The 24,613-nt window shown below is 64.8% G+C and carries 24 protein-coding genes; 4 read left to right on the top strand and 20 right to left on the bottom strand.

Going from position 1 to position 24,613, the window contains the following annotated elements:
* Positions 1-3: 3 nt before the first annotated feature.
* From KDK82_RS27230 to KDK82_RS27220, 3 genes are all read right to left on the bottom strand, one after another.
* Positions 4-294, bottom strand: coding sequence for an AlpA family transcriptional regulator (locus KDK82_RS27230; RefSeq protein WP_016451569.1), 291 nt, complete (start codon positions 292-294; stop codon positions 4-6).
* 83 nt (positions 295-377) lie between these two features.
* Positions 378-1,151 (bottom strand): DUF2285 domain-containing protein, encoded by a 774-nt coding sequence (locus tag KDK82_RS27225; protein WP_016451570.1) that lies wholly within the window; start codon positions 1,149-1,151, stop codon positions 378-380.
* A 343-nt stretch (positions 1,152-1,494) separates the two neighbouring features.
* Complete coding sequence (locus KDK82_RS27220; protein WP_012202392.1) at positions 1,495-1,842, bottom strand: DUF2958 domain-containing protein; 348 nt, start codon at positions 1,840-1,842, stop codon at positions 1,495-1,497.
* A 216-nt stretch (positions 1,843-2,058) separates the two neighbouring features.
* Between KDK82_RS27220 and KDK82_RS27215 the strand changes: the two genes are divergently transcribed.
* The gene (locus KDK82_RS27215; RefSeq protein WP_012202393.1) at positions 2,059-2,352 is read left to right on the top strand and encodes a helix-turn-helix domain-containing protein; all 294 of its coding nucleotides are present in this window, start codon (positions 2,059-2,061) and stop codon (positions 2,350-2,352) included.
* A gap of 364 nt (positions 2,353-2,716) precedes the next feature.
* Here KDK82_RS27215 and KDK82_RS27210 read toward each other — a convergent pair whose 3' ends face one another.
* The 17 genes from KDK82_RS27210 to cadR form a co-directional block, all read right to left on the bottom strand.
* Positions 2,717-3,031 (bottom strand): DUF736 domain-containing protein, encoded by a 315-nt coding sequence (locus KDK82_RS27210; protein WP_016451571.1) that lies wholly within the window; start codon positions 3,029-3,031, stop codon positions 2,717-2,719.
* A 790-nt stretch (positions 3,032-3,821) separates the two neighbouring features.
* Positions 3,822-4,214: a YkvA family protein gene (locus KDK82_RS27200; protein ID WP_012202395.1), complete on the bottom strand. Its 393-nt coding sequence runs from the start codon at positions 4,212-4,214 to the stop codon at positions 3,822-3,824.
* Positions 4,211-5,164: a CDF family Co(II)/Ni(II) efflux transporter DmeF gene (gene dmeF, locus KDK82_RS27195; RefSeq protein ID WP_012202396.1), complete on the bottom strand. Its 954-nt coding sequence runs from the start codon at positions 5,162-5,164 to the stop codon at positions 4,211-4,213. Before dmeF ends, KDK82_RS27200 begins: the two co-directional genes overlap by 4 nt.
* Before the next feature lie 46 nt (positions 5,165-5,210).
* Positions 5,211-5,483, bottom strand: a complete 273-nt coding sequence (locus tag KDK82_RS27190) for a metal/formaldehyde-sensitive transcriptional repressor (protein WP_012202397.1) — start codon at positions 5,481-5,483, stop codon at positions 5,211-5,213.
* A 260-nt stretch (positions 5,484-5,743) separates the two neighbouring features.
* The gene (locus KDK82_RS27185; RefSeq protein WP_012202398.1) at positions 5,744-5,953 is read right to left on the bottom strand and encodes a hypothetical protein; all 210 of its coding nucleotides are present in this window, start codon (positions 5,951-5,953) and stop codon (positions 5,744-5,746) included.
* 63 nt (positions 5,954-6,016) lie between these two features.
* Positions 6,017-8,080 (bottom strand): ParB/RepB/Spo0J family partition protein, encoded by a 2,064-nt coding sequence (locus KDK82_RS27180; protein WP_016451573.1) that lies wholly within the window; start codon positions 8,078-8,080, stop codon positions 6,017-6,019.
* A 64-nt stretch (positions 8,081-8,144) separates the two neighbouring features.
* Positions 8,145-8,969, bottom strand: coding sequence for a DUF932 domain-containing protein (locus tag KDK82_RS27175; RefSeq protein ID WP_012202400.1), 825 nt, complete (start codon positions 8,967-8,969; stop codon positions 8,145-8,147).
* Between the two features lie 710 nt (positions 8,970-9,679).
* Positions 9,680-9,958, bottom strand: coding sequence for a hypothetical protein (locus KDK82_RS27165; protein ID WP_012202401.1), 279 nt, complete (start codon positions 9,956-9,958; stop codon positions 9,680-9,682).
* Between the two features lie 65 nt (positions 9,959-10,023).
* Positions 10,024-10,374 carry a DUF2958 domain-containing protein gene (locus KDK82_RS27160; RefSeq protein WP_012202402.1) on the bottom strand — a complete coding sequence of 117 codons (351 nt, stop codon included), beginning with the start codon at positions 10,372-10,374 and terminating at the stop codon, positions 10,024-10,026.
* A gap of 465 nt (positions 10,375-10,839) precedes the next feature.
* Complete coding sequence (locus tag KDK82_RS27155; RefSeq protein ID WP_016451574.1) at positions 10,840-11,277, bottom strand: copper-binding protein; 438 nt, start codon at positions 11,275-11,277, stop codon at positions 10,840-10,842.
* Between the two features lie 108 nt (positions 11,278-11,385).
* Positions 11,386-11,691, bottom strand: coding sequence for a hypothetical protein (locus KDK82_RS27150; RefSeq protein WP_016451575.1), 306 nt, complete (start codon positions 11,689-11,691; stop codon positions 11,386-11,388).
* Between the two features lie 417 nt (positions 11,692-12,108).
* Positions 12,109-15,279: an efflux RND transporter permease subunit gene (locus KDK82_RS27145; RefSeq protein WP_016451576.1), complete on the bottom strand. Its 3,171-nt coding sequence runs from the start codon at positions 15,277-15,279 to the stop codon at positions 12,109-12,111.
* The gene (locus KDK82_RS27140; protein WP_016451577.1) at positions 15,276-16,913 is read right to left on the bottom strand and encodes an efflux RND transporter periplasmic adaptor subunit; all 1,638 of its coding nucleotides are present in this window, start codon (positions 16,911-16,913) and stop codon (positions 15,276-15,278) included. The genes KDK82_RS27145 and KDK82_RS27140 overlap by 4 nt, the downstream gene beginning before the upstream one ends.
* Before the next feature lie 20 nt (positions 16,914-16,933).
* Positions 16,934-18,247 (bottom strand): TolC family protein, encoded by a 1,314-nt coding sequence (locus KDK82_RS27135; protein WP_016451578.1) that lies wholly within the window; start codon positions 18,245-18,247, stop codon positions 16,934-16,936.
* Positions 18,248-18,381: 134 nt separating this feature from the next.
* Positions 18,382-18,855, bottom strand: a complete 474-nt coding sequence (locus KDK82_RS27130; protein ID WP_012202408.1) for a hypothetical protein — start codon at positions 18,853-18,855, stop codon at positions 18,382-18,384.
* Positions 18,852-19,373: a MerR family transcriptional regulator gene (locus KDK82_RS27125; protein ID WP_012202409.1), complete on the bottom strand. Its 522-nt coding sequence runs from the start codon at positions 19,371-19,373 to the stop codon at positions 18,852-18,854. The genes KDK82_RS27130 and KDK82_RS27125 overlap by 4 nt, the downstream gene beginning before the upstream one ends.
* A gap of 163 nt (positions 19,374-19,536) precedes the next feature.
* Positions 19,537-19,944 (bottom strand): Cd(II)/Pb(II)-responsive transcriptional regulator, encoded by a 408-nt coding sequence (gene cadR / locus KDK82_RS27120; protein WP_016451579.1) that lies wholly within the window; start codon positions 19,942-19,944, stop codon positions 19,537-19,539.
* A gap of 265 nt (positions 19,945-20,209) precedes the next feature.
* Here cadR and KDK82_RS27110 point away from each other — a divergent pair, with 265 nt between their 5' ends.
* The 3 genes from KDK82_RS27110 (at position 20,210) to KDK82_RS27100 (ending at position 24,470) form a co-directional block, all read left to right on the top strand.
* Positions 20,210-23,083, top strand: coding sequence for a heavy metal translocating P-type ATPase (locus tag KDK82_RS27110; RefSeq protein WP_174484806.1), 2,874 nt, complete (start codon positions 20,210-20,212; stop codon positions 23,081-23,083).
* On the top strand, positions 23,073-23,579 hold the full coding sequence (lspA, locus tag KDK82_RS27105; protein ID WP_016451581.1) for a signal peptidase II: 507 nt from the start codon (positions 23,073-23,075) through the stop codon (positions 23,577-23,579). The genes KDK82_RS27110 and lspA overlap by 11 nt, the downstream gene beginning before the upstream one ends.
* 87 nt (positions 23,580-23,666) lie before the next feature.
* Positions 23,667-24,470, top strand: a complete 804-nt coding sequence (locus tag KDK82_RS27100; protein WP_012202413.1) for an undecaprenyl-diphosphate phosphatase — start codon at positions 23,667-23,669, stop codon at positions 24,468-24,470.
* The last annotated feature ends 143 nt before the right edge of the window (positions 24,471-24,613 follow it).

Genomic DNA, 24,613 nt, shown 5'->3' with positions numbered 1-24,613 from the left:
CGGTCAGCGCGCACGGCTGTCCGCCGAATGCTGCTCGGCGTACTCGGGATCGGATGTGCTCTCGAAGCTGCGCTCGGAAGCCCAGGCATCGAGATCGGCCACGGCGTACATGACGCGGCGGCCGAATTTGCGGAACTTGGGGCCGCCGCCCAGCACGCGCTGCTTTTCCAGCGTGCGCGGTGACAGTCGCAGGTAGTCGGCGGCTTCGTCGTTGGTGAGATAACGCTGCGGTTGCGCGACAGCGGCCGAGGTGGTTGCGGGAGCGGCGGCAGGCCGCAAGGGAGCAGGACGCATGGTGAGAACCTCCATCGGTTGCAGGGCTCCGGCCACACAGCGCAACCGGATGGAGGCAGTCTCAGAAAATGAAGCTCTCTTGCTCAGGGTCGTTTTGCGTGGCCTTCAAAACGACCCTTCTCAAGCGGCGCAAGCTGTGCTAGGCGGCGATAGCCGCCGCGCATCAGCGCATCGCCGCGCCGCGTCAGGCGGCGCACCTTGGAGCGCAGGCCGCCGTCGCTGTACCAACCGGCTGCGGCATCCACGCCGAACAAGCCTTCGGCCACATCGCGCAAGGACGCACCCGCCAGGGTTGCGTCGAGCGCCTGCAAGGTGTGCAGTTCCAGCAAGGCCGAATGCGATGGCCGGGGCCGAGCATTGGCCAGCGCCGCACCGGGCGCATGGCCGCGTGCAGGTGCGGCAGCACCGCCGTGATGGGCATAGGCGACAGCCATGCCGTCCTCCAGGCCGGGTGCCAGCGCGAAGCGCAGGCAATGGCCAGGGCTGCGCGCGATCAGCACCAGCCGCTTGCCATCGTGGATCAATTGCTTGTGACCAGGGATGCGCCAGAACGCGAAGGCGGTGGCATTCTGCGGTGGGTCGGCATCGGGGTAGAGCTGCACCACGCCGGCATGGCCGGGGAGCCAGGCCGGATGCGCGTCGCGCGCATCCAAGGCTGGGTCTTCCAGCAGGCGTAAGCCCCAGCGATGCGCCGCGTGCTGTGCCGCCTGCGGCCGGCGATGACGGTGCAGCCAGTCGAGCCGGTAGTCGGGATGGCGCCGCAGGTACTCCCAGGCCAGTGCGAGTGCATCGAGCCGCAGAACGTAGAGGTAGGCGGCGGTGGGATACCAGTGCGGGAAATGGTGAGGGCTGACCATGACGAAAGCTCCTGTCGAACAGCAGGAACGTCGCCACGGGCCGATCAAAACGAAGCTATCGCATCCAGATCAAAACCATCATCTGCATCAATTCAAGCATGTAACATGCGGTGTCAAGACTGATTGGCTCCGGTGTATTGCGAATCCCGTCCGAATGCGACGACCGCCCGACCCGACAACGTCATGCGGCACAAAACACCGTGCCCGTACCCGCATAAAAGATCGTGACTGATTGGGTCACACCAGCACGGGTTGAATGCAAGAGTGCGGATTCAGACCGGACAGGTCTGGAATAAGACTGAAATAGTCCCAATACGCCCCGCTTGGCCGCAGTGCGAACGGTTCAATCGAGGATGGAACCATTCTCCTGGGCCAGCCGCAGATATTCCGACAGCGGGCGTGCCGCCTGAAAATACCGATCCCGCATCACGGGCTGCTTGCGTGGCCCGACGATGGATTCCAGATCGGACAGCTTCACGGTGCCCAGCTCGGGCATTCCCAGCCCCAGGTCGATCAGGCCAAAGGCCGTATCGCCATCGGCCGGATCGAGCGCGGCCAGCAGCCAAGTGAGATGCGCGTCCGGCGTGAACAACCGCACCACGGGCAACGGGTCGATGGAGCCGCCAGCGGCGCGATTCTGGCCGTGGGCCAGCAACTGCCTGCGCTCGTCCTCGGTGATGAGTCGGTTCATGGGCAGCCCTTTCTTGGAACAAATCCACCGAAGCGTGAAAGCGTAAAGCCGTATCGGCGGATTTGAGGAAATGCACGGATTCGGTTTTGTGCTTCCGTGAAAAACCGCAAATGCGTATTTCTGTAAAGACGTAGAAGCACGAAAAAGGATTGATTCGGAATGAATGAGTTAAAGATAACGTGGTTTTAATTGTGCTGCGAATTGACGCTTCTGTCTATGCAGAAGCGAACCGTCCAGCGCGGCCGACCGGCCGGCTCCACCACCCATGACGCCGAGCTGGCCCACGCCTTCGGCGCGGCGGTGCGTGCTCTGCGGATGGAGCGCGGCATCGCGCAGGAATCGCTGGCACACCAGGCCGGCATCGAGCGTTCCCACATGGGGAAGATCGAGCGCGGCGAGCACATGCCCACGCTGGCGATCATTTTCAAGATCGCTGGCGCGCTCGAATGCAGCACGGCAGTGCTAATGAGCGAGGCTGAAAGCCAGCTCGCAGCGGCGGCCCCGCCGTAGGCGCTGGCCCGGCCGATCCGGCGCAAGCCGGTTCGGCGGTGTTCAAGGGGCGCCAAGTGCAGCGCGGCGGGGATGGGCCTTGCGCCGATCCCCTGGAGCAAGCGACGCGCGCAGCGCCGCAGGCGCGAAGGCGTGAGGGATTGGCGCCGAATGGCCGTGACGACAAAGACGGCACGGGGCGCAGCCAGCTAAGCCCGGCGGTGCAAGGCACCGACACGCCCGGCCGTTCTTGCAGCCGCAGACTCGCCCCATGCCTCAACAGAAGCGGCCCAACATGGGCCACGCTCCTGCAATGACCAGGCTTCCATGCAGCTCTGCGAAAGCGGCACGGCGCCCCGCCGCGTGGGCGGGGCGCTGGCGGCCATCAGGCCGCCTGGGGCTTGCTGCGCGACCAGATCAGCGTGTGCGTGCCGTCCTCTTCCTCGATCAGCCGGGCATAGACCGTTGCTGGGAACGAAGGATCGTCGAGGGTCACGGACACGTAGGGCCGTTCGGCCTTGCTGACTTTCTTCCACGCCGCGCCGATGTCGAAGCCCGCCGCCTGCACGCGGAAGTCGGGGGCGTGTTCGTTGTCCCCCTTGTCGTTGGGAACCAGCTTGGCCTTGACGTTGAGGGTCAGGGTGCGCAGCGTGCCGGTGAAGCCGTCTTTGTCCGCGGTGAAGGTGCCGATGGTTGCCATGATGAATCTCCTTACGATTGAACAAGGTTCGCGCCCATCGCGTCCTTGTTGTGATCCGACCGGCGGGAGACGGGCTGGCTGCACCGCTTGCGGTCGCAACGCAGTGGAGAACCGGGAGGCGAAAAGAATTTGTCCCGCGAGGAATGCGCGCAGCGCAGGGGGAAATTGTTTTCGCCGGACGGTTGCAGCCATAAAGCCCGAGGCGCAGCCGTGCCACCGCCAGGATTCACAACAAGACAAGGACGCCTTGGGCCGAACCGCTTCGAAAGGAGACAGGGCTGACTCGGCATCCCCGCACGAACGCTGCACTGGCTCGCTCCCAGACGCGGGCCAGGTCAACACCCCAATGACGGGCGAGAACGCCCCGGTCACACCTTGCGGCGCCAGTCTTGAGGCGTGGCATGGAAGCTCCATAGCGATGCCGGGCGGGATGCCCGTGAACCGTCCTTCGTAACGTGATGGGCAGGAACCGTCAGCGTCGGGGACGGCACGCATCCGTACAACCTGCCGCAGCAAGCTCCAGCGTATTCGCCAGTTCCCCGCCCATCGCGGCGGGGGCGCCGGCTTGGCCGATCCGGCGTTGCCGGTTCGGCGGTATTCGACGGGCGTCAAGCACCGCGCGGCAGGGATGAGCCTTGCGCCGATCCTCAGGAGGCAAGCGCAGGCGCGAAGGCGTGAGGGATTGAAGCCGAATGGCCGTAATTCGGCACGAAGCACGGGACGCAGCTCGAAAGCCCGGCGGCGCTTCGCGCCGACACGCCCATGCCATTCAATATGCCCTCAGGAAAAACTAAAGATGCGGCATGAGCCAGAACCACAATGCCACCCCCATCACCAGCCACAGCGCCACGATCATCACTGCCCCGAACCGGCTCCGCGGCTTGGCGCCTTCCGCCAGCATCCATTCATCGGCCTGAATACGGCATTGCGCCAGCACATCGGATGGCAGCAGCTTCACAGTCAACCAGATCAGCACGGGCAACAAGATCACATCGTCCACATAACCCAGCACCGGAATGAAGTCTGGAATCAGGTCAATGGGACTGAGCGCATAGGCCACCACGAACAGCCCCAGCGCCTTGGCATACCAAGGCGTGCCGGGATGCTTGCCGGCAAACCACAGCGTCACGCCATCACGCTTGATCCGCCTGGCCCAAGCCTTCAAGGTGACGCCGATGCTCATGCGGCCCCGCGCTGCACTTCGATCGTGACATGCGACAGTTCGTGAATATGCGCGAGCAGTGCCTTGTAGTGCGCGGGCTCCTGGGGCTCCCGAGCCACCAGTGAGACGATGGCCGCGAAATGCCCTGGCCCCACCTGCCAGACATGCAGATCTGTAACCTCGCTTCCCGTCGGCTCCACGGCCTCCCGAATCTCCTGCCGCACTTCCTCGCCCTCGACTGCCGCATCGAGCAACACGCTGCCGGAGTCCCGGATCAGCCCCCATGACCAGCGGGCAATCACCAGCGCGCCCACCACACCCATGACCGGATCAGCCCACAGCCAGCCGTAGCTGCGGCCGAGCAGCAGCGCGACGATGGCGAATACGGATGTCAGCGCATCGGCCAACACATGGATGTACGCGGCGCGCAGATTGTTGTCGCGGCTCTTGCCTGGCACATGATGGTCGTGATCGTGGTGGTGATGTCCATGATTGTGACCGTGATGCGCATGGTCGTCCTTCAGCAGCCAAGCGCAGACCAGGTTGACGCCCAGGCCCACGACAGCCACGGCGATCGCCTGGTTAAAGTCGATATGGATGGGTTGGGTGAGCCGTACCAGACTTTCCCAAGCGATCAGCAGGGCAATCAAGGCCAGGACGATCGCGCTGGCGAAGCCGGCCAGATCGCCGAGCTTGCCCGTGCCGAAGGTAAAGCGCGGATTGCCCACATGCTGGCGCGCAAAGCGGTAGGCCAGCGCGGTAATCAGCATCGCGCCCGCATGGGTGGACATATGCCATCCATCGGCCACCAGCGCCATGGAGCCGTAGATCGAACCGGCCACGATTTCCACCAGCATCATGCTGGCCGTGAGAGCGATCACCAGCCACACCTTGCGCTCATTGCGCTGGTGGTCGCTGCCGAGAAAGAAATGGTCGTGGCCTGAGGCCGAGGGGGTATAGGTCATTGTCATCGGGGAGTCCCTGTCATCTGGAAAAGGTCGCCGGCGGGCGGCGGGTTTATTTCATGTAGGCTCGGATGACCTCGACCATTTCCTCGCCGCCCTGGCGGCGCTCCTTGTCCGTTTCAACTTCCAGGACGTGCTCGCGCAAATGGTCTTCCATCACCTCGGCGGTCAGGCCATTGACCGCGCCGCGCACTGACGCGATCTGGCGTAGCACTTCCACGCACGCCGCGTCTGATTCCAAAGCGCGCTCGATGCCTTCCAACTGCCCTTTGATGCGGCGAACACGGGCGACCAGCTTGTCTTTCTGGCGAGAGGTATGGGACATGACAGCCGACAATTAATATAGTCTAGGGGGCTATATTATAACAACAGCAAAGACGGCATGAGGCGCAGCCGGAAAACCCGACAGCGCGTTGCCGGGCGTGACGCCCGGCAATTTCAACGCCGCCGCCTGAGTGCCAGCGAAGGCGGCGGCGTTCTGATGGAGCTGTTGGGCCTTCAACACCGGGCGCGGCCACCGCCGCGCCCGGATTGGGCTTTTACCGCGCCCAGGACGGAACGGCCTGGGCGCGGTGCTGATCGCGGTTATTCCTTCGTTTTGATGAGCCACCACACGGCGCGCGGCAAGGCGCGTCCCGTGATGGGGTGAATGTCGGCGAGGTCGGCGCGCGTCGTCCAGCCCGAGGGCGGGAGGTAGCCGCACACGTCGCCATCGCCGCGCCAGCGGCGGGCGCGCACCGTGCCGGGCGCGTAGATCGCCGCCATGCGCGGGCGGCTGGTCGTGGTGCGGGTCATGGGGCGGTTCTCCTTCCAGCGAAGCGCCCCGGTCAAGGCCGGGGCGATTGCCATTGGCGCGGGTCAAGCAGCCAGCGCCTCGGCGGGTTCATCCGCCATTACCTCGGCATCCTCCGGGGCGTCCTGTTCCGGGCCTTCCTCCTGCGCAGCTCCCTGCGAGCCTATGGCCTTGAAGATGGCGGGCATCCAGCCCGTACCATCGGCCAGTCGTTCGGCTTCGCTGGCAATGTCGGCTTTCTTCAGCTTTGCCAACCGGGTGACGTGCTCGGGCGCGTACTCGCCCACGGCTCGCAGAATCACGGCCTTTGGAACATGCCGGAAATACCCCTCGGCAGTCGGCTGCCACCACGCGGCCATGTCCAGCCCCACGGCCTGCGCTAGTTCCGCGCCCGGCTGCTGCACCGTGGCACGCGGCGTCACCACGTCCACCGTCGAAGCCACGCACACGGCCAGCAGCTTGACCAGTTCGCCTTGCTCCATCGCCAGCAGCGCAGCGAACAGTTCGGCGCTGTCCTCGGGCAGCTTCTCGCCCCATGCCTGCTGCGCCTCGTGCAGAGCCACAGCAGCAGGCGATTCCGGCCAGTCCGGGGCCATGCCTTCCAGCCTGTCCTGCACCGTGAGGCGAACCCCCAGCGGCAGATCGTGGCCGTAGTGACTGCCCTGCAAGATGGTTTGCACCATGCCATGCACCAGCGCCGCCAGCGCCACCTGCGGATGCCGGGCGACTTCGGTTTGCAGCGCGGCGGTGCGGTGGGCGCTCAAGCGTTGGGCCAGCCGGTCGGACATGGCTGCGGCCTTGGGTGCTTCGTCGGCATCTTCGCCGTCGTCGTCGCCTTCGATTTCCGCGCCGCTAAAACCTTGGCGCAGCTTCTCCAGCGTGCGCAGCGCCTTGGCCTCGGCTTCGCGCAGCAACCCGCGATGAATGACGGCTTCGCCGTTGCGGTCGATGGTGACGATGGCACCGGCTGCGGCCTTCACGCTCGCGGCATAGTCCAGCAAGCCATCCTCCAATGCCTGCAACTGCTCGCCCAGGCGCTCGCCTTCTTCCTGCAAGGCTTCGGCCTTGTCCTCGTCGTCGGCGTCCATCGCGGCATCAATGGCTTCGGCCACTTCCTGCATCTTGGCCTGCAACTTCTCGATGCGCTGTGCGTCGCGCTTGCCCGGTGCGCGGCGCTCCCTCGGCGCACGCTGAAAGGCGTGCAGGTCGGCATGGGTCACGCCCGGCGTGGCATCCACCCATGCCCAGCCCTCGGTGCGGATTGTGTCGGCAATGCTCGCCAGCTTCTGGCGCACCAGCGTTTCCAGCAGAGCGGCATCGTTGAGGTACACGCCCGCATCGCCTTCCGCGAACAGGTCGCGGCGGATGCCTCCGCCTGCCTGCTCGTAGGTGTCCAACCCGACAAAGCGCACCAGCGGATGCGATGCCCCAATCTCGCGCTCGGTCAGCCGCTCGCGCAAGTTGGACGGGTTGCGCTGCCACTGTGGCGCATCATAGAACGCGGCCTCCTGCGCGGCGTGGTCGTCGGTGATGGACAGCGCCATCAACTGATCCAGCGTCACGGCATCGGCGCGATAGTCGGCCATCAGGCGGGGCGAGACATTCGCCAGCTTCAAGCGGCGCTGCACCACCAGCGGCGTGACGGAGAAATCCGCCGCAATGTCCTCGATGGGCCGGCCCTCGGCCACCAATGCCGCAAACGCTTCAAACTGATCTGCGGGGTGCATGGCTTCGCGCTGCACGTTTTCGGTGAGGCTGGCCGTGCGGGCCGTGCCATCGGCCACCTGCAGGCAAGGCACCTCCCAATCCTTGGCGATGCGGTGTTTCTTCGCCAGCAGCTTGAGGGCTGCAAGGCGTCGGCCACCGGCCACCACCTCGTAATGCTCGCCATCAGCGGCGGGAATCACGATCAGGTTTTGCAGCAGGCCAACGCGCTGGATGCTCGCGGCCAGTTCGGGGATGGACATGCGCGGGGTCTTGCGCACATTGCGGCCCGTGGGGCGCAGCACCAGCCGCGACAGCGGAACCAGAATCATGTGCTTGCTCGGGTCGGCGGCTTGCAGCACGTTCGCTGCGCTGCTGGCTGCGGTGTGGACGGCGCGGGCTTCGGTAGTGGTAACGGCGTTCATGGTGAATCTCCAATAAGTGAAACAAGGAAATGGAGGGGAACCGCCCCTCCGGCGGGGGAACGGTTCAAGCCTTAAGCTGGCGCATACCATCGGCCAGCAGCCACAGGGCACGGTTCAGCCGAATGTCGGAATCAATGCCCTGCACGGGGCGGGTCTGCTGCCTGCGTCCGTTGGTGCTGCGCCCGGACAGGCCGCCTTTGGTGAGGTTTTCTTGAGTGCGGTTGAACACGCTCCACAAGTCCGGGCGGCGGTCGTCGAAGCGGCGCGGCATCAGAATTTGCGATTCGGTGACAGGCGCTGGCTTGTCCGGGTCGTCGTACTTCAACGCCAGCGCAGCACGGGCGAACACCTCCGATTCGCCATCGTCCAAGGTGATGCCGCGCATCAGGTCGCGCGATTCCTTCACCCGCTCGAAGCCGCTCAACACCTCATAAGCGCCTTCGATGACGTGCCCGGCCACGTTGCCTTTGTGGGGTACGCGCACATCGGCCACGGTGTCACCGCACACCAGCCCATTGCTGCACACGAAGCGGAACATTCCGGCCAGCATCTGGTAGCTGCTCGTGCCGTCATGGGAGTTCAGCAGCACGATTTCGTTAGCTTCCGCGCCGTTGATCTGGCTGGCATGGCGCAGGCGCAGCATGTGTTTCGTGTGCTCGCGCTTGCCTTCATCGCGCACGCGGGTCTGCGTCACCATGAAGGGTTGAAACCCCTCTTTGCGCAGTTCGGTCAGCACGGCGGCGGTGGGGATATAGGCGTACCGCTCGGAACGGCTCTCATGCGGTGCATCCGCGAAGATGGACGGGGCCACCCTGCGAATCTGGTCATCGGACAGCGGGTAGCCGCTGCGCAGCGCCGGGGAGTGGGAAGCGAAACGGGTTGCAAGCATGTCGTTCTCCTGAACAAAAAGGCTGTTGAAGAAAACCGCACACCGGATTCCTAGATTCGGAGCCCAGCCTTTCGGCTGTTCGGTGCGGTCGGCACGAGGAACCCGGTTGGCCCTGTTGCCACCGTCCTTCCTGAGTTCATCGCCCGCGACGGTCAGGAGCGCGCGGACGGGGGCCGTCAAGGAGACAAGCGCAGGGTTGGTGCGGCCCGCAGGCGCAGCCGAGGACACGGCCCTGCGCGCCTTGACGGCACACAGCCGCGGGCTACAGTCGCGGTGAAGGTGATGAAGTCAGGGAAGACGGCTGGACATGGCAACGGCCGTCCCTACACACCGACCGCACGGCAAGCGAAGCGCGCAGGCCCGAAGCTGGAAGCCGGGCCGGAGGCGTCAGCCGAGCGGAGCGAGGGAACGATGGAAGCCCGAAGGGGCGAGACGCCGCAGGCGGCTCGATGCGCCACGCGCACGACAGCGCGACCGGCTATCTCCCAGGTGGCCGGGGACGCCCAGCCTTCAAAGTGGAATGAACAACTGGATCAGGATGAGCAAACGCGAGGCATCGTCGATCTGCGGCTGATGTTGTCTGGCCGATCCGGCGCAGCCGGTTCGGCGGTCTTTGAGGGGTGCCAAGCATCGCGCGGCGGGGATAGCCCGCAGGGCTTTCCCCTGGAGGCAAGCGAAGCGCGCAGCGCCCCGTCAGGGGCGCGTAGGCATCATGCCGAGTCGTCAGGACGCAGGCTGGATTCCGCAACCGGCATCCACGGCGATGACGAGTCCAGCAGGTATCGCGCACCGCGCGCGTACAGACCCGACAGCCCGGTGGGCTGGTAGAACCCGGTGACGCGGCGCCGGAACTGTGCGCCGTACTCGTTGGTGTAGATCACCGCGTCGCCGATCTTGAAGCGCAAGGGCTGGCCGTTCTCCGGCGCGAACGGCTTGAGCGCATCGTGCTGCGCCGTGATTTCGATGATGTAGTCGTGATGGCTGCTCATGGCATTGATCTCCTTCGATGGTCGAGAAAGCACAAGGAGCGCCTTGCGGCGCTCCCAAGGCCAGGTCAGACAGCGATCCGCCCGGCCAAGCGCGCATCGCGCGCATAGGCGCTCAACCGCTTCTCGGCGCGGAAAGACAGGTCACGCTCGATCGGCAACCCCAGCCGCCCGCGCACCGCTGCCAGCTCGCCCAGGCTGACCCAGCCGATTTCCGGCATCCCCAGGCCCAGGTCGCAAAGACCAAAGACGTGGTCGTGGTCGTCGGGATCAATCTCGGTCAGCAGCCAGGTCGCGCCCGCATCGGGCGTGAACAGCTTGACTACGGGCGCCGGATCGAAGTCCGGGTTCTCCAAGGATGCGCGGCCGTTGGCCAGCAGCAGCGCACGCTGCTCGTCGGTGATGAATGCGTAGTTCATGCTGAACTCCTGAAAGGATGCCGGGCGGAATTGCCCAGCCCCTGCGGGTCACGGCGCAGCGCAAGCCGTCAAGGGGCACGACGGCCGCAGGCCGCAAGCGCCCATGGCGCGCCGCCCTTTACGGCGCGAACGCCGTGGCACCATGGGGAGACAGCAAGCCGCCACACCCCACCATCCAGCTACACCCGGTCTTGGCAAGCGCAGCGCGCAGGCCCTGGTCAGCAAGTTGGGCCGGAGGTGTCAGCGATGAGAGCCCGCATGGGGCGAAACCCGCAGGGGTTCAATGCGCAGCACGACAGCGTGGCCGGCCATGCTCCAGTGGCCGGGATCGCCCTGCATCTGCGGTGAAACAGAAAAACGCCTTGGGTGACGATGCTGATCACCTTGATCAATTTGCAGGAAGGATGCGACTACGAAACGCGTGCGCGTTCACCGTAGTCGCAGGCTCACATCGTCTGCGGCGCGTTATTTGACCGAGGTCACGACGTAGCCGTCACCCTCTTTCTTGAACCCGACGTGGACTTTCGCGCCCACGGCGAGTTTGTCGTACAGGGCCTTGTCCTTGACGCCAAACGCCATGGTCATCGCGGGCCACCCCAGGCTCTTGACGGGGCCATGCGCAAGGGTGACCTTGCCCTGGACCGCGTCAAATTCCTTCACCACGGCATCGGCCTCATGGGCCGCGGACTTGGCGGTGCCTTTGGCGTCCATGCCTTTCATCATGTCCTGGCACTTCTTGGCATCCATGTCCTTCATGTCCATGCCCTTCATCCCCTTCATGTCCATGCACTCCTGCATGCCCTTACCCTCCATCTTCATGCTGCCCATGTCGCCGGATTGGGCGAAGGTGGCAGCAGAAAACGCCAAGGCGGCGATCAGCGTTGCGGTTGAGACGAGTTTCATGATGGATTTCCTTTTCTGAGCTTTAAAAATGGGGCCGGCCTTCTGGCAGGCCCCGGATGGAACGCGGCCACTGGGAATGGCCAGCGTTGGAGAGTCATGGGCTGGTGCTCACGACCCGGGGTTCGTGCATGCCTTGACCTGGGCCTCGTAACGCGCCTTGCGCATCCGGTTTTCTCCAGGCGTCGTTTGGGCACGCGGGCCGTGATCCAGCGGCAGCACCAGCGGGTCGGTCGGGCAGTTCACCCGCTGACCTGTGGTGCCGTCGACTCGGGTGGTACTGGCCGTTTGCGATGCTGCTGCCGCCTGTTTGGCTGCGCGTGCCTTCTCGATGGCCTGGAAGTCGGGGCCGGCCAGTGCAGGCAGAGAAGCGCCCAGCGCCAGGGCGGCGATGAGGGGGAGCAGTGATTTTTTCATGATGGTTTTCCAAGGTTGGTTGATCCAAAAAGTCCGAGAGGAGCCTCATCGGATCAATCCAGCCACCGGCAGAACGCTAGGCGTACAGGCCATCGCAGTCGACCGCCTCCCGCATCAAAGAACCAGGTCGGCGCCGGCGCCACCGTCGCAAGCGCGAGCCAGGCCACCGGAGCCTGCTCTCGCGCTTCGCCTTCGCCGGTGAATGCGTGAGCCGCTGGTGCCGGTGCGATGGCACAAGCCGGGCATACCTGGCAATCGTCGGCGCTGCTGGGCAACGGGCGCGAGGCCACCATTGCCGTCATCACCGGGCCGGCGTGCTGAATCTCCTGGGCGGAAACGGCAGCGCGTGTCGCTGTGCCCAGCAGCAGCGACAGGCAAAGCACCGCCGCACCCCATGCGCGGCCGCCACCGGAGCGTTCAAGTGGCCGCATGACGACGCCTCCAGAACATCCGCCGCGATGCCTTGCGCTCGCGCGGCCGCCGCATCAACAGGTAGGCCGCGGGAATGACGAACATCGACAGCAACGGGGCCGTGACCATCCCTCCCACCATCGGCGCGGCGATGCGCTGCATCACCTCGGAGCCGGTGCCCGTGCCCCACATGATCGGCAGCAGGCCGGCCAGGATGACGGCCACCGTCATCGCTTTGGGCCGCACGCGCAGCACGGCGCCCTCGCGAATGGCATTCAGCAGATCGGCCTCGCTGGTCGTGCCGCGGCCGACTCGCTCCTGCCAGGCGTTCTTGAGGTACAGCAGCATGATCACGCCGAATTCGGCGGACACGCCAGCCAGTGCGATGAAGCCCACCGCACCCGCGATCGACAGGTTGTAGCCCAGCAGGTACAGCAGCCAGATGCCGCCCACCAGCGCGAATGGGAGCGCAGCCATGATCAGAAGCGCTTCACCGAACGCGCCGAAGGTCAGGTACAGCAACACGAAGATGATGAGCAGCGTGAAGGGCACCACTACCTTGAGCTTGGCGGTGGCCCGCTCCAGGAACTCGAACTGTCCCGACCAGGAGATTGAGTAGCCCGGCGGCAGCTTTACCTGCTTGGCCACGGCCTGCTGCATGTCCTGCACCGCGGAGCGCAGGTCGCGGTCCCGGATGTCGACGTACACCCAGCCCGACAGGCGCGCGTTCTCGCTGCGCAGCATCGGCGGCCCGTCGGCAATGCGGATGTCGGCCACGTCGGACAGCACCAGGCGCTGGCCGCGCTCGGTCACGACGGGCAGGGAGCGCAGTTTTTCCAGCGAATCGCGCATCTCGCGCGGGTAGCGCAGGTTGATCGGGAAGCGCTGCAGGCCTTCCACCGTCTCGCCGATGTTCTCGCCGCCCACGGCGGACGAGACCACCGACTGCACGTCGGCGATGTTCAGGCCGTAGCGGGCCGCATCGTCGCGCCGGATGTTCACATCCACATAGCGCCCACCCGTGAGCCGCTCGGCCAAAGCGCTGCTGACGCCGGGCACGTCCTTGAGCGTGCGTTCGATCTCTGCGGTGATGCGATCGATGGTTGCTAGGTCGGTGCCCGCGACCTTAACCCCCACAGGGCTCTTGATGCCCGTGGCCAGCATGTCAATGCGGTTGCGGATCGGCGGCACCCAGATGTTGGACAGGCCCGGCACCTTGACGATGCGGTCAAGTTCCTCGACCAGCTTGTCGGTCGTCATGCCGGCGCGCCACTGGTCGCGCGGCTTGAACTGGATCGTCGTCTCGAACATCTCCAGCGGAGCGGGGTCGGTGGCGCTCTCCGCGCGGCCGGCCTTGCCGTAGACGCTCGCGACCTCCGGCACCGTCTTGATCAGGCGGTCGGTCTGCTGCAGCAGCTCTCCCGCCTTTCCTGCCGACAGTCCCGGCAGCGCCGAAGGCATGTACAGCAGGTCACCTTCGTCCAGCCGCGGCATGAACTCGCCGCCGATGTGCTGCAGCGGCCACAGGCTGGTGGCCAGCACCACGACCGCCACCACGAGCGTGAGCTTTGGGGCGCGCAGCACCCTGTCGAGCAGCGGCCGGTAGACCGCGATCAACAGGCGATTGAGTGGATTGTTTTTCTCATCGGGGATGCGGCCACGGATCAGGTAGCCCATGAGCACCGGAATCAAGGTCACCGACAGGCCGGCCGCAGCCGCCATGGCGTAGGTCTTGGTGAACGCCAGCGGCGAGAACAGGCGTCCCTCCTGCGCTTCCAGCGTGAACACAGGCACGAAGGACAGCGTGATGATCAGCAGCGAGAAAAACAACGCCGGCCCCACCTCCGCCGCCGAGTCACCGATGACCCGCCACCGGGCCGGCCCTTCGAGCACCTCGCCGGGGTGCTCATGGCTCCAGTGCTCCAGATGCTTGTGGGCGTTCTCGATCATCACCACCGCCGCGTCGACCATCGCACCGATGGCGATCGCGATACCCCCCAGCGACATGATGTTGGCGTTGACGCCCTGGTAGTGCATCACGATGAACGCCGCCAGGATGCCCAGGGGCAGAGAGATGATCGCGACCAGCGCCGAGCGCAGGTGGAACAGGAAGATGAAGCAGACCACCGCGACGACGATGAACTCCTCGATCAGCTTGTGCGTGAGGTTGTCGACCGCGCGTTCGATCAGCCCGGAGCGGTCGTACACCGGCACGATCTCCACGCCCCGCGGCAAGCTGGACGCCAGGCCCTTGAGCTTGTCCTTGACCGCGGCAATGGTCTGCAGCGCGTTCTTGCCTGAGCGCATGACGATCACGCCGCCGACGGCTTCGCCCTCGCCATTGAGTTCGCCGATACCGCGGCGCATCTCCGGACCGATCTGCACCCGGGCCACGTCGCCCAGGCGCACTGATACGCCGGCGGCTGTCGTCATCAGCGGCACCTTCCTAAAATCCTCAAGACTCCCCAGGTAGCCCGAGGCGCGCACCATGTATTCGGCCTCGCCGAGTTCGAGCACCGAGCCGCCGGTCTCCTGGTTCGCGCGCTGGATCGCCTCCACGACCTTGGTGTGCGGGATGCCGTAGGCCGCGAGCTTGTCCGGATCAAGCACGATCTGGTACTGGCGCACCATGCCGCCTACCGAGGCAACCTCGGCCACGTCGGGCACGGTCTTGAGCTCGTACTTGAGGAACCAGTCCTGCAGGGCGCGCAGTTGCGAGATGTCCATCTTGCCGCTGCGGTCGACCAGTGCGTACTCGTAGATCCAGCCCACGCCGGAAGCGTCCGGACCGAGCGAGGCCTTAGCCTGGGCCGGCAACCTCGACTGCACCTGGTTGAGGTATTCGAGGACGCGGGAGCGCGCCCAATATTGGTCGGTCCCGTCCTCGAACAGCACGTAGACGAAGGAGTCGCCAAAGAACGAGTAGCCGCGCACCGCCTTTGCGCCCGGCACCGAGAGCATCGTCGTCGTCAACGGGTACGTGACCTGGTTCTCGACGATGCGCGGCGCCTGGCCCGGATAGGTGGTGCGGATGATGACCTGCACGTCCGACAGGTCGGGCAGCGCGTCCAGCGGCGTTCGCTGTACCGCATAGATGCCCCAGGCGCTGAGTGCCAAGGTGGCCAGCAGCACGAGGAAGCGGTTGGCGATGGACCAGCGGATCAGCTTGGCGATCATGGCTTGCCTCCGGCCGCCATCGGCGTGACGTGCGTGAGCTGCGGCAGGTCGTCCGCGCCCATGAAGAACTCGAAGCGCACGCGATCACCGACCTGCACGTTGCGCGCCGCGCCGTCGGGCGGCAGTTTGAAGTCCATCGTCATCGGGCCCCACTTCATTGTGGGAATGGCGCCGTGCGACAGGGTCAACGCGTCCTTGCCGACGCTGACGACCTTGGCCTCACCGACATGCCGTGGCGCGCTGGCGGCCACCGGGGCCGAAGGCGAAGCTGGGGCAACCACGGCCGGCTCGCTGTTCAAGCGGGCCTCGACACCCTTGAGGCTGGCCTCCGAGTCGATCAGGAACTGCGAGGACACGACGACGCGCTGCCCCGCCGACAGGCCGCGCTTGATCTCGGTCTGGCCACTGTTCTCCAGGCCCGCCTCGACATCGACCGGACGGAAGCGCCCGTTGTCTTCGGCCACGATCACCACCGTGCGTTTGCCGGTCTGGATCACCGCCTCGGTGGGCACGAGCAGCGTCTTGTCGGGCCGCATGTCCACGAAGTTCATCGTGACGAACATCCCCGGTACCAGCCGGCTGCCAGGATTGGCGAGCTCCAGGCGAGCCTTCAGTGTGCGCGTGCTCGGATTCACCTCGGGCAGGATCGCCTGCACCTTGCCATCGAAGCTGCTGCCGGGCGCGGCCGGGCTACGGGCCTGCACCTTGGCGCCCGGGCGCAGCAGCGCGGCCTGGCTCTCGGGCACCTCGGCGTTGGCCCACACGGTGGACAAGCCGTTGATGCGGAACAGCGTCGCGCCCGGCATCACCGTCATGCCTTCACGCGCCAGCAATTCGACCACCACGCCGCCGATGGGCGCGCTCAGCGTGATGCGTGGCTGGGTCTTGCCGCTGCGCTCGACCAGCGCGATCTGGGCATCGTCCATGCCGACCTGGCGCATGCGCTGGCGCGCACCGTCGACCAGCCCACCCAGGTCCGTGCCTTTCATGCGCCGTACTGACAGGAACTCTTCCTGCGCAGCAACCCAGTCCGGGACATAGAGGCTGACCAGCGGTTGCCCCTTGGCGACCGGGTCCAGCGTGGCACGCACGTACAGGTGCTCGACGTACCCGGTGGCACGCGCTTGCACGATCGCCTGGTCACGCTCGTTGAAGGCGATGCTGCCCACCGCCGACACCTGCGGCGACAGCGTGCCTTCGGTCACTTCGGCGGTGCGAACGCCGAGGTTCTGCTGGATGCGCGAGCTGACAGTGACGTTTCCCTTATCTGCATCCCCGTCGGCATAGACCGGCGACATCATCATGTCCATGAAGGGTGACTTGCCCGGCTTGTCGAACTTGTTCGCCGGTACCATGGGATCGTTGTAGTACAGGATCTTCTTGCCATTGGCGGGATCGACGTCGCCGGCCTTGAGGCCGGCCGCGATATGCCGCCGCGTGGCGTCCTCGCCCGACTCATTGGCAGGCGCAGCAACAGCGGGAGTCGCCGCTTGCGGCGATGCCATGCCACTGGGATTCGAAGGCGTGGCCGGCATGTCGGCTCCGTGGCGCATGCCGAGGGTGTAGAGGCCGTAGCCGGCGGCGCCCAGCACGCCGGCGGCGACGAGGGCCATCACGAGGTTTTTGGTTTTCATGGGAGGTCTCTCGGTTGTGCTCAGGGGCGGGGTGCGGCCGTGTCGTGACCAGCCGGCACCAGGTAGTTCAGTTGTGCCCACAGGCGCGCCGCGCCCATTTCCAGGCGCAAGCGTTCGACGCGCGTGTCAATCTCGGCGCGGCGTGCCTCTAGCACCGCGGTCAAGGTGCCCGCGTTGCCGCGGTAGGCGGCGATCGAGGCGCGCGTGCGCTCGGTGGCCAGTGGCAGCAGCGAGCTGTCGTAGCGCGCCAGGCGCTCTCGGTCGCTGCGCCATTCCTGCAGCATCGCCAGTGCCTCGGCCACATGGGCGCGCGTGGCTTCCTCGCGCTCGGCGCGCTTTTGCTCGACACTGGCGAGCTTGGCGGCCAGCTCGCGGTCCTGGCGGTTTTTCTGGTCCCACTGCAGCGGGATCGAAACATTGAGCGAGACCATGTTCGAGTAGGCCGGGCCGCGCTGGCTGTACATCAGCTCGACGCTCACATCGGTCTTCTTGTTGGCTTGCGCGATGTCGGCTTCGGCCTGCGCGACCTCTTCCTGCTTTTGCATCACGGCGATTTCAGGGTGGTGGGCCAACTGGGCTTCCAAATCCTGCGGGCTCAGGCGAACCGTATCCAATGCCGGAACCGAGCCCAGGGGATCGCTTGCGACGGAGCCAATCCAGCGCGCCAGTTGCGTGCGGGCCGTGGCGACCTGGCGCTCGGCCTGCTCGATGCGGTCGTCGATCTGGGCGACCGCCGAACGGGCGGCGAACACATCGGCTTGCGTGCCGCGCCCGCCCCGGTAGGCGGCATCAGCGGCGTCGATCTGCAGGCGCGCTTCGTCGCGCTGGGTCACCAGCATGTCGCGCACACGCTCCTGGAAGAGACGGTCCAGCCAGGCCAAGGCGGTGTCGCGCTGCAGGTTGGCGAGCGCCAGGCTGCGCCCGGCCTCGGCGACTTCGGCCTCGCGCTCGTAGCGCCCGGCACGGGCCTTGAGTTTGTCTTCGCGTGTGAACTCCTGCATCACGCCGATGGAGCGCATGGTCATGAAGTCGCGCGTCGGGCTGAACCGATCCGCGCCGTTGACGGGCAGGTTGTTGATGCCGAGCTTGAGGGTGGGGTCTGGCCGCTGTCCGGCGGCGACCGCCATGTCCCGTGCGGCCGATGCCGTCGCATCCTGGGCCACGAGCGCGCGAGAACGGGTTTGTGCCAGGCGCAGCGCCTGATCCAGCGTCAGGCCGTCGGCGGCATGGGCTGCACCGGCGCCCATGGCGAATGCCGCAACGATGCCGGCAGCAAGCCTGCGCCATGGCACAGCGCCGCCCGGCGTGCGGAAAGAAAAAGAGTCGATGAACATGGGATCTCCAGTTGACGAATGCCATCAGGTCGAATGGAGCTTGGCGGGGGCGAGCGGAAACTCGCGGACACGCGCAAGCGCGACCGATCGGTCTGGTTCAGCCGGCTCAGGCCGGCCGCACCAGCGTCAGGAGATCAAATGCGAAAACAGCAGTGCAGGATGGCGTGCGGCGGAGACGCCGCGACGCGCCGGAATATCACGTCGGCCGAAGGCCAGCCATGCCCGAGAGGCTCGGGTTGCACCGGAAGGGTGTAGAGGGTCGTCAGCAGCGCCGCGGGTACGGTCGGGGCCGACGCATGGTCGGCGCTTTGCTGGCCGAAACGGCAGTGCTCTACGCACAAGTTGGCGGCGTTGTCGTCGATTTGGTCGCAGCTCGCCATGGCGGCCATGTCTGACGTTGCGACCATGTCGGGCGACACGGCCATCGCAGCACCGGCCTCATCACCGGGCATCGCCGCGGCCGACGCATTCAGGGCCATCGTCGGAAGCGACTGCGGCATGCCCGACAGTGCGGGGCAGGCGTAGGCAGCGATGGCCAACTGGCCGAAGACCAGCACACCGAGCATCAGCCGGCAGACGAATCGCCTGAACATGCGCGTCATCGTCATGCGGCCACCCCATCAGTGCGGTGATAGGCTTCAGCGCCCGGCCGCACGGATCTGCGTCGGCCGGCAACGCTTGCCTGCGCAACGAGGCTCGGATCGGCGATGGCCGGATCTAAGTCCTGCTCCCCGGTCAGCGCGGCGATGATCGAACAGGCCGAACCTTCTGGCGCTTTGGCGCAGCAATCGGCCAGATTTTCCAGCGCCGAGGCCATCGACTGCAGGTCGGCCACGCGCTCCCGGATCTCCGCGATGCGTTCGCGGGTGATTTCCCGCACGCGCAGCCGATCACGCTTGGTACTCAAGGACATCAGTTCGGCGATGTCCTCCAGCGAGTACCCCAATGCCTGAGCCCGCTTGATGAAGCGCAGACGACGGACATCGTCCTCCGAATACTGCCGGAAGCCGCCGTCCACGCGATCCGGCGCAGCCAGCAATCCACCGCGCTGGTAATAGCGCACCGCCTCCACGCCAACGCCTGCCGCGTCGGCGAGTTTGCGTATGGTGAATGCATGGGTCGGCATGGGGAAAAGAATGGCTCAGGCGATCGAACGACGAAAAGACTCTATGTCTGTTGTTTGGTACGTAGTTTAGGCGGTCTTGCCGGCGCATGTCAACACAGCCTTCGCCTGCTGCCAGTGCTTGCGCACAGGCGTCTTGCCCTGCGCCATCGATAGATCTGTTTGACTACGCTTCCCGCTGCGCTGCAGAGACCAGCTCGCCAAGGATGCCGCACTCTTTCGCTTGATGTCCTGCGGAGCAGCGGGCGCGCAGCGTCGTCAGTTGCCTTTCCAGTGCTTTCAAGCTGGTCAGGCGGGCACGCACCCTCGCAATCTGCTCGTCGACCAGCCGGTTGATGTCCGCGCAATCCTCATCCGGACGGGATGTGAAGTTCAGGAGCCGCCTGACATCGGCCAGAGGAATGTCCAAGGCCCGGCAGTGGCGGACAAAGGACAGTCCATCGATGTGTTCCGTCCCGTATACCCGGTATCCATTGGTCTGCCGAGCTGGCGGCGGCAACACCCCCGTCCTCTCGTAGAACCGGATCGTGTCGGTGTCCACGCCGGTGGCGTGGCTCAACTCGCCAATTTTCATCGCAGAACACTCACATGTTGTCAGGACATGCATCGTAGCCGCTTGACCTTGGAGCTACTCCAAGGTGTGAAATAGCCCTTGTAAATGAAAGCACAAGGGGAACGGCACCTGTCGCAACGCTGTCGGCGTCTGCGCTTTGGCTCTCCTGCGCGGAGACTGGCAAAGCTGGCCCGTCTCACCACCTGACTCTTGAAGAAGAACGGATCGATCCATGAAAGCAGACACCGAAACCTCCTGCACCACGGCGTGCTGTTCAGCGAGCGCCATGAGCGCAGCGGCGACCGTTGAGCCACTCGTGACCCACTTCGGGATAGCCAACATGGATTGCCCCAGCGAGGAGGCTCAGATTCGCAAGCGCTTGGCGCAGGTCGATGGCGTCCGGGATATGGCTTTCGACTTGACCCGTCGCCGCCTTGAGGTCACACACGAACCAGCTGGACAGAACGCCATCCTGCGCGCGCTGCACGACATCGGCATGCGGGCGGTCGTGGAACCCGCGCCGCAGCAGGTCATCTACTTCATCAAGGAGATGGACTGTCCCAGCGAAGAGCGCCAGTTGCGCTCGATGCTGGAGCCACTGGCGGGCGTGCAGGCGGTGGACTTCGATCTGAAGGCCCACACGCTGACGGTGACCCATTCGCTGACCGATACAGCCCCGATTGCCAGGACCATCGAAGGCCTGGGAATGAAGCCGGTGGAAAAGACGGCGGGCAGCATGCCAATCGCTGTCGAAGCCCTCATCCCCAGCACGGCGGCGTCGCAAACCCCGGCACCGGCGACAGGGAACGGTACACGCTTCCTTATTCCGAACATGGATTGCCCTACCGAAGAGGCAACGATCCGCAAGCGCCTTGGTGCGGTCGATGGCATCGAACGGCTGGATTTCGACCTGATGGGGCGACGGCTCGATGTCCAGCACCGTCTGCCCGACCCCGCGCCGATCCTCAAGGCCCTGAACGATGTAGGCATGAAGGCCAGCATTGAGCACGCTGACGACACCGGGCCGCAGGGCCAGGCCGTGTACCTGATCGAAAAAATGGACTGCCCGACCGAGGAGGGCCTGCTGCGCAAGGCGCTCGAAGGCATGCCTGGGGTGAAGGCCCTGGATTTCAACCTGATGGGCCGCACGCTGACCGTGAGCCACGAGCTTGTCGATCTGGCTCCGGTGACCAGCGCGATCGAGCGGCTCGGCATGGCTCCAGTGCTCCAAAGCGCCTCCGACCCGGCGCCATCCGCTCCCCGTGAGTTCGGCACCGGCATCTCGCGCGGGCAATGGATTCGGATGGCGGTCTCCGGCGTGCTGGCGCTCGGCGCGGAGGCCATGGTCTTCGCGGGTGCTCCCGAGGCCTCCTGGCCCATCATTCTTGCTTGCCTCGCGGCCATCGGCCTGGGTGGGGTCGAGACCCTCAAGAAGGGCTGGATCGCGCTGAAGACGCGTTCGCTGAACATGAACCTGTTGATGACGGTCGCCGTCATCGGCGCGGCGCTGATCGGCCAGTGGCCCGAGGCGGCGGTGGTCATCTGGCTCTTCGGCATCGCCGAGATGATCGAGGCCTTGAGCCTGGATCGGGCCCGCAATGCCATCCGCAAGCTGATGGACCTGGCGCCAGAGAACGCATTGGTGCGCCAGCCCGACGGTCAATGGCGCGAGGTCAAGGCGGATACCGTGCCACTCGGAAGTGTTGTGCGGGTGCGTCCGGGCGAACGCATCGCACTGGATGGCGAAGTCGTCGCGGGACAGTCGTCGGTGAACCAGGCGCCGATCACCGGCGAAAGCATGCCGGTGGAGAAGACCGCCGGTGCCACGGTCTTCGCCGGCACCATCAACGAGCGCGGCACGCTGGAGTTCCGCGTTACCTCGCGCAAGGGCGAAACCACCCTCGACCGCATTGCACGATCGGTCCAGGAAGCGCAGGGACAACGCGCGCCCACGCAACGCTTCGTGGACAAGTTCGCCGGCATCTATACACCCGCGGTGTTTGCGCTTGCCCTTGCCGTGGCGGTCATTCCTCCGCTCGCTTTCGGGCAGCCCTGGTTCGAATGGGTCTACAAGGCGCTGGTGATGCTGGTCATTGCCTGCCCCTGCGCATTGGTGATCTCCACGCCGGTTACCGTGGTCAGCGGCCTGGCAGCTGCCGCACGCCGAGGCATCCTGGTCAAGGGCGGTCTTTACCTCGAACAAGGGCGGCACCTGAAATCGGTGGCCCTGGACAAGACCGGGACCCTGACCCATGGGCGCCCCGCACTGACCGATGTCATATCGCTGCGCGGCCTGCCGAAGGAAGAAGTTCTGCGCATTGCAGCGAGCATCGATGCTCTGTCGGAGCATCCTGTGGCCACCGCCATCGTGGCGGGCTACAACCAACCGCATGCCCAGGTGGACAAGTTCGAGGCGATCCCTGGACGCGGCGTCAAAGGCAACGTCGATGGAGATGTCTATTACGTCGGCAACCACCGGCTGATCAAAGAGCTGGGACTTTCAACACTTGAGGTCGAGACTCAGCTCGATGCGTTGGAGTACCAGGCCAAGACCGTTGTGCTCCTCGCCACGGACCAGCAAGTACTCGCCCTGCTGGCCGTGGCCGACACAGTGCGCGACACCAGCCGGCAAGCGATCGCCGAACTCAAGTCGCTGGGAATCGAACCAGTCATGTTGACTGGCGATAACGCGAAAACCGCGCAAGCCGTGGCTGCCCAGGTCGGCATCACCAGCGCCAAGGGCGAGTTGCTGCCGCAGGACAAGCTGCAGGCAATCGAAGAACTGCTCTCACGCGGGCCAGTCGGCATGGTGGGCGACGGCGTCAACGACGCACCGGCATTGGCCAAGTCGAGCATAGGCTTCGCAATGGGCGCAGCTGGCACCGACACGGCAATCGAAACGGCCGACGTCGCATTGATGCAGGACAACCTGCGCAAGCTTCCAGAGTTCATCCGGCTGTCACAGCGCGTAGCCGGCATCCTGACGGCCAACATCGTCTTTGCGCTTGGAACAAAGGCGGTGTTCATGGCCTTGGCCTTTACTGGACATGCAAGTCTGTGGCTGGCGATTCTGGCCGACATGGGTGCCAGTCTGGCGGTCGTTTTCAATGGGATGCGCTTGCTGCGGTCGTCTGAGGACATCAAGCCACATGGCCATTGATAGGGCTGTCTTGCGGATGTACCTGTTGGCCGTGACGGTGCTTGCCGCCGACGTAGCGACCAAGGCGGCCATCGTCGCGTGGATTCCCTTGTATGGCTCCCATGAAATCACGCCATGGTTCAACATCGGGCATTGGCTGAATCCAGGCGCGGCCTTCAGCTTCTTGGCGCAGGCGGGTGGGTGGCAACGCGGCTTTTTTATTGTTATTGGCGTCGCTGCTTCTGCCTTTCTCACCTGGCTCATTGCCCGCGAGAAGACTGCAACACCTGAGGCCGTGGGCTATGCAGCAATTCTCGGCGGCGCGCTCGGCAATGTTCTTGATCGAGTGCGGCATGGGGCCGTGGTGGACTGGCTCGATTTTCATTGGGGCGATTGGCACTGGCCTGCGTTCAATGCAGCCGACGTTGGCATCACCCTGGGAGCGGGGCTTCTGCTGATCGCCGCGTTTCGCGGCCGCGGCCGAAACGGCGCAGATTCCCATTCGCCAGCACGATGATCCAGATTTTCATTGACACATGCGGAGCCGTGAGCACGGCTTCGGAGAAACCGATGTCCCACTCGGCGCTACCACTGCCGCCTGCAAATGCACGCTGAACTCGTTCTCAAGACGCTAATGATGGGCGTCGTCGAAGGCATCACGGAATTCTTGCCAGTCTCCTCGACGGGGCATTTGATCCTAGCGGGCAATGCGCTCTCATTCCTTGCGAAAGAGAAGCGCGACGTCTTTGAAGTGTTCATCCAGTTCGGCGCGATGCTCGCGGTCATCTGGGAATATAGGGCTCGTCTGGCAAGCGTTGTTGTCTCAGCGCATGCCGACCAAGGCTCCCGCCGGTTTTTAGTGAACCTTGCCATTGCATTTATGCCCGCGGCAGTGCTCGGACTGCTGATTGGATCTCATGTGCAGAGGCTGCTTTTCAGTCCGGGGCCGGTGGCCGTCGCACTCGTTGTCGGTGGCATCGCGATCCTGTGGGCTGAGCGACGCCCCGTGCAAGTGAAGGCTGAGCGTGCCGAACAGATCAGCCGAATCGACGCACTGAAGATTGGTTTCGTGCAGTGCCTTGCGCTCTGGCCGGGTACTTCGCGCTCAGGCGCGACGATTATCGGCGGGCTATGGTTCGGGGCTTCGCGGCAGGCTGCGACGGAGTTTTCGTTTTTCCTCGGCATTCCAATCTTGGGGGCCGCCTCGGTATACAACCTCTTCAAGCACTGGGGCGCATTGTCGAGCGACGACATCGGCGTTTTTGCAATGGGTTTCATTGCTTCTTTCGCATTTGCGCTGCTTGCGATACGCCTTCTGATGCGTTATTTGACCGGACATGGATTTGGAGTTTTTGCGTGGTATCGCATTGCACTGGGAACGCTAATCTTGGTAGCGGTCGCCACGTAACCTTTCACTGGCGATGACGACGACCCATGTGGACGCTGTTGAAGGCCTTCTGCACAACAGGCCGTGGCGCAGGGCCATACGTGCAGCGAAAGGTGCGCGGCGTAGTTAGCCCCATCATTTTTCGCCGGCAACAGGCAAATCTT

This window comes from Delftia sp. K82, assembly GCF_002193035.1.
GTDB classification, from domain to species: Bacteria; Pseudomonadota; Gammaproteobacteria; order Burkholderiales; family Burkholderiaceae_C; genus Comamonas; species Comamonas acidovorans.
The sequence above is the reverse complement of the archived record's forward strand: the minus strand, read 5'-3'. Positions and strand labels throughout refer to the sequence as shown.

Excerpts from the sequence above, each read along its gene's own strand:
- KDK82_RS27190 (WP_012202397.1), bottom strand. The coding sequence starts at position 5,483 with ATGTCCCATACCTCTCGCCAGAAAGACAAGCTGGTCGCCCGTGTTCGC.
- cadR (WP_016451579.1), bottom strand. The coding sequence starts at position 19,944 with ATGAAAATTGGCGAGTTGAGCCACGCCACCGGCGTGGACACCGACACG.
- KDK82_RS27100 (WP_012202413.1), top strand. The coding sequence starts at position 23,667 with ATGCACGCTGAACTCGTTCTCAAGACGCTAATGATGGGCGTCGTCGAA.
- KDK82_RS27130 (WP_012202408.1), bottom strand. The coding sequence starts at position 18,855 with ATGACGATGACGCGCATGTTCAGGCGATTCGTCTGCCGGCTGATGCTC.
- KDK82_RS27215 (WP_012202393.1), top strand. The coding sequence starts at position 2,059 with ATGCAGAAGCGAACCGTCCAGCGCGGCCGACCGGCCGGCTCCACCACC.
- KDK82_RS27160 (WP_012202402.1), bottom strand. The coding sequence starts at position 10,374 with ATGAACTACGCATTCATCACCGACGAGCAGCGTGCGCTGCTGCTGGCC.
- KDK82_RS27140 (WP_016451577.1), bottom strand. The coding sequence starts at position 16,913 with ATGAAAACCAAAAACCTCGTGATGGCCCTCGTCGCCGCCGGCGTGCTG.
- KDK82_RS27230 (WP_016451569.1), bottom strand. The coding sequence starts at position 294 with ATGCGTCCTGCTCCCTTGCGGCCTGCCGCCGCTCCCGCAACCACCTCG.
- lspA (WP_016451581.1), top strand. The coding sequence starts at position 23,073 with ATGGCCATTGATAGGGCTGTCTTGCGGATGTACCTGTTGGCCGTGACG.
- KDK82_RS27175 (WP_012202400.1), bottom strand. The coding sequence starts at position 8,969 with ATGCTTGCAACCCGTTTCGCTTCCCACTCCCCGGCGCTGCGCAGCGGC.
- KDK82_RS27185 (WP_012202398.1), bottom strand. The coding sequence starts at position 5,953 with ATGACCCGCACCACGACCAGCCGCCCGCGCATGGCGGCGATCTACGCG.
- KDK82_RS27165 (WP_012202401.1), bottom strand. The coding sequence starts at position 9,958 with ATGAGCAGCCATCACGACTACATCATCGAAATCACGGCGCAGCACGAT.
- KDK82_RS27150 (WP_016451575.1), bottom strand. The coding sequence starts at position 11,691 with ATGAAAAAATCACTGCTCCCCCTCATCGCCGCCCTGGCGCTGGGCGCT.
- KDK82_RS27210 (WP_016451571.1), bottom strand. The coding sequence starts at position 3,031 with ATGGCAACCATCGGCACCTTCACCGCGGACAAAGACGGCTTCACCGGC.
- KDK82_RS27125 (WP_012202409.1), bottom strand. The coding sequence starts at position 19,373 with ATGCCGACCCATGCATTCACCATACGCAAACTCGCCGACGCGGCAGGC.
- KDK82_RS27200 (WP_012202395.1), bottom strand. The coding sequence starts at position 4,214 with ATGAGCATCGGCGTCACCTTGAAGGCTTGGGCCAGGCGGATCAAGCGT.
- dmeF (WP_012202396.1), bottom strand. The coding sequence starts at position 5,164 with ATGACAATGACCTATACCCCCTCGGCCTCAGGCCACGACCATTTCTTT.
- KDK82_RS27145 (WP_016451576.1), bottom strand. The coding sequence starts at position 15,279 with ATGATCGCCAAGCTGATCCGCTGGTCCATCGCCAACCGCTTCCTCGTG.
- KDK82_RS27225 (WP_016451570.1), bottom strand. The coding sequence starts at position 1,151 with ATGGTCAGCCCTCACCATTTCCCGCACTGGTATCCCACCGCCGCCTAC.
- KDK82_RS27135 (WP_016451578.1), bottom strand. The coding sequence starts at position 18,247 with ATGTTCATCGACTCTTTTTCTTTCCGCACGCCGGGCGGCGCTGTGCCA.
- KDK82_RS27110 (WP_174484806.1), top strand. The coding sequence starts at position 20,210 with ATGAGCGCAGCGGCGACCGTTGAGCCACTCGTGACCCACTTCGGGATA.
- KDK82_RS27220 (WP_012202392.1), bottom strand. The coding sequence starts at position 1,842 with ATGAACCGACTCATCACCGAGGACGAGCGCAGGCAGTTGCTGGCCCAC.
- KDK82_RS27180 (WP_016451573.1), bottom strand. The coding sequence starts at position 8,080 with ATGAACGCCGTTACCACTACCGAAGCCCGCGCCGTCCACACCGCAGCC.
- KDK82_RS27155 (WP_016451574.1), bottom strand. The coding sequence starts at position 11,277 with ATGAAACTCGTCTCAACCGCAACGCTGATCGCCGCCTTGGCGTTTTCT.